This is a genomic window from Proteus sp. fly-1067 (assembly GCF_040139345.1).
GTDB classification, from domain to species: domain Bacteria; phylum Pseudomonadota; class Gammaproteobacteria; order Enterobacterales; family Enterobacteriaceae; genus Proteus; species Proteus vulgaris_B.
Genome location: NZ_JBEEUL010000035.1, coordinates 1 through 3157 on the forward strand (window position 1 = coordinate 1; position 3157 = coordinate 3157).

Consider the following 3157-nt stretch of genomic DNA (forward strand, 5'->3'; position numbering starts at 1 on the left):
ATTCTGTCTTTCATTTTTCCACCTTTCTATATCCAGCTTTATATAAACGATTGGCGTAAACTAGAGCTTGAGCCATACCTACATCAAAATTACCGTCACGAGTAGTGGATAGGGTGTTAGCAATTTGATTAATTTCCGTTTCTGCTATTCCTTTACGCTTTTCATCTGCCATTTCTTTCGCTAAATCTGAGCAGTCGAAGCAAATGTTTGCCGCCTGACCTTGGATTAAATTATCTTTTCCGACATTGCCACCGCAAAGATTGCAAACATTCTTAGGGTCTGGTTCTGGTAATGTAAATTTCATAATTTGATTATGGTGTGTAAAAGTATTCATATTCATTCCTCTTATTGCATCCCTGCGAGTTAAATTAAGCTGTCCGTAGCTTTCATGGTTATATCCTTTGGTTAAGCGGGTAGGGTGGTTAGAATGGGATAGGGGATTACAAAGATTGGAAGAATGGTAATAATTCACTTTCTTCTATTTTGTAATCAGCCCATTTACTGGCTAGTGTTTCAGGTATTGAAATCATTGAGACAGCGGTTACAATTTCATTTGGCATAAGAAAAACATGCTCAGTTACATCGCTATCATCAAGAGCATATAGAACGAAGAAGTCAGCAGAGTCCTTTTGCTTGTTGATGCTATAACCCCACCTAGGTGCTGCATTTTTAATTCTTTTTCCTTTCTGGTGGCGTCTTATTCTTGAGGTTTTAACGTCTATCGTTATATTTCCAATGGTGAAGTCAATATCGGCTTGGTACTTCAAGTCATTATTATCTAAAGCGATTGGCACTGCTTTTTTAAATCTCTGTTCACCAATAACTGCTACCCTATCTGTGACAGATCCATATCTAGCCTTATCGCCAGTTACTGGATAATCCGCCTTTCTTAGTGTGCTATATACCGATTGCCAAGGCATACCCAGCTCCATACCAACTAACTTAAGGTTTTTATGTCGAGAGTAACTTTCTATGCATAATTGCGTACTATCCATATTTTCTTCCTCCTAAAAAGGAATGTCAGGATCGTCAAAATCCATTGGTGGTTCAGAATATTGTGGAGTTTGTTGTTTTGGCTGTTGAGGTTGCTGTGGCTGACCCCATCCTTGGTTTTGTGGCTTCTGGCTCCCTGCCTGACTACCACCGTTACCGCCTAACATCTGCATTGAACCACCGATATTAACCACCACTTCCGTTGTGTATTTGTCTTGTCCGCTTTGGTCTTGCCATTTTCTGGTTTGTAGGGAACCTTCGATATAAACTTGTGAGCCTTTTCTCAGATATTCACCTGCAATTTCTGCTAATTTTCCGAAGATGCATACTCGATGAAATTCAGCTTTTTCTTTCTTTTGACCTGTTTGTTTATCAGTCCAATATTCGTTTGTTGCTAATGTAAAATTGGTAACAGCACCGCCATTTGGCATGTATCTGACGGTGGGGTCATCACAGGCATTTCCAATTAAAATAACCTTATTTACGCCTCTAGACATTAAATGTGACTCCATGTTTTTCTTCTAATAATTGAACTTATCGCGAGTTGCGAAACTTTGTATTTTGCGGCTAGTTCGTATTGATTTAGCAATTTTCTCTCATATGCATTTCTTATTTCTATAACTTGCATTGAACTGAGTTTTGAGTTGCCGTTATTTTCACCTCTTGCTGCATAGATTTTCTTTTTTTGCCTACCTTTCATTAGCATGTCACTTGTATTCCCTTTAATTGTTCCTAGCATTAGATGATTTGGATTACAGCAGGAAGGGTTATCGCAAGTATGACAAACGATGTAATTACTAATTATTGGTCCATTTGCTAAAATAAATGCCACTCGGTGAGAGGTGAGGTATTTTTTATTTATTCTTACGTTTCCGTACCCTTTTGTCTTTTTTGCTCCATTCCATTCCCAGCACTCATGATTATCATTCGTAACGGCAACTTTTGACCAAAAAGCAATTTCCTGATCCTTGGTAATTGCTAGTGATTCTTTACTTATGATCTCCATTATCACCTCATCGGCTAAGCTGCCTCTTGTTTGGTTAGTTCTTCTTTTCTTAGCTCATACACTTTTTGAGCTTCCGCTTGTTCAGGTGTATCTCTAAGTGCTTTGTATGCTTCACTAAAGGCGATTTTTAACTCATCCATGTTTTGTGCTTCCGTTGCAATGTTCGTAAAGTGAGCTAAATCTATCTCTGCTTTAGTGCGTCCATCATTAAGCCAATCCATTAACCTTTTACCTGTTAATTCATTTAACTGAGTAACTTCGGAATTGCTGAACAATCCTGTTCTATCCTTGCTTGCCATTGCCGTGTGAGTTTCGTGATTTAGGTCTAGTACAGTCGTAAACTCATACTCAACCCCGTCACGCTGCTCTGATTTCATGCCAAGTTTATCTACGCCTTTCTTACCATTGCCTTTATCGACCTGAGCAGTTTCCGTTTTACTTCTCATCGTTGCGATAATATGCAGGTCAGACCGTAGGATCGCGTCGAGAAATGCATTGTGACGTGGTGTTATTTCGCTCCATGCTGACCACGTATTGCCTCGATACTTGGCTTTTGCTAACACATCGAGTAATTCTAGACATCCGCCTGTTCCACTCCATTCGTGAGTAATGCTGTCGATTATCAAATTATCGTAGCCAACTTCCTGCGCAACCCCGATAGCTTCAATAAATCGCTCTGGTGTGAATGGTGGATCTAACTCCAATACGTCAAAATTAAAACGGTCAGAGTAAAGAGAAGCACTTCCTTTTTCCGTATCAATCAATGCCGTTTTTCCGCCAAGTCCTTTGGCTATTTCCAGTGCTCCATAGGTTTTACCTGAGCCACTAGGCCCTGTTAAAGCGAGCCTTAATTTTGCTTTTTTTCGCATTGCCTTAGCGAATTTCATACTAATCTCCTAAGTATTGACCTTGGCGTCGATCGCTTCCGTAGTAATCGACTTCAGATTTATTACTTGGTACAGAATCCCTTTCTGCATCACGTAACGCCTGAATATGTGGAGGAATAGGAGGGTGATTTTTCGATGCGTCCAAGTTCATGTGTAACAATTCCATTGCTAATCGTTTTTCTCTCTCCTTGACACTCGTATTCGGCAAATGACCCTCAATCATTGCAATAGCTTGAGCCAGAGCTTCCTCTCTGTTTTTTGCTAGTGACGG

6 protein-coding genes are annotated in these 3157 nt (G+C 39.9%); all 6 read right to left on the reverse strand.

Translation table 11 applies throughout. From position 1 onward, the window contains the following. Positions 1 to 10: 10 nt before the first annotated feature. The gene (locus ABN217_RS18750) at positions 11 to 334 is read right to left on the reverse strand and encodes a hypothetical protein (protein WP_349459778.1); all 324 of its coding nucleotides are present in this window, start codon (positions 332 to 334) and stop codon (positions 11 to 13) included. 106 nt (positions 335 to 440) lie between these two features. Beyond that, a complete protein-coding gene (locus ABN217_RS18755) occupies positions 441 to 995 on the reverse strand; it encodes a hypothetical protein (RefSeq protein ID WP_349459779.1) in 555 nt (184 codons plus the stop codon). A gap of 12 nt (positions 996 to 1007) precedes the next feature. Further along, a complete protein-coding gene (gene ssb, locus ABN217_RS18760; RefSeq protein WP_349459780.1) occupies positions 1008 to 1505 on the reverse strand; it encodes a single-stranded DNA-binding protein in 498 nt (165 codons plus the stop codon). Continuing rightward, a complete protein-coding gene (locus tag ABN217_RS18765) occupies positions 1490 to 1999 on the reverse strand; it encodes an HNH endonuclease signature motif containing protein (protein WP_243213458.1) in 510 nt (169 codons plus the stop codon). Before ABN217_RS18765 ends, ssb begins: the two co-directional genes overlap by 16 nt. A gap of 14 nt (positions 2000 to 2013) precedes the next feature. Continuing rightward, positions 2014 to 2886 carry an ATP-binding protein gene (locus ABN217_RS18770; protein ID WP_349459781.1) on the reverse strand — a complete coding sequence of 291 codons (873 nt, stop codon included), beginning with the start codon at positions 2884 to 2886 and terminating at the stop codon, positions 2014 to 2016. Position 2887: 1 nt separating this feature from the next. Beyond that, positions 2888 to 3157, reverse strand: a 270-nt coding sequence (locus ABN217_RS18775) for a hypothetical protein (protein WP_349459783.1), incomplete at its 5' end; no start/stop codon positions are given.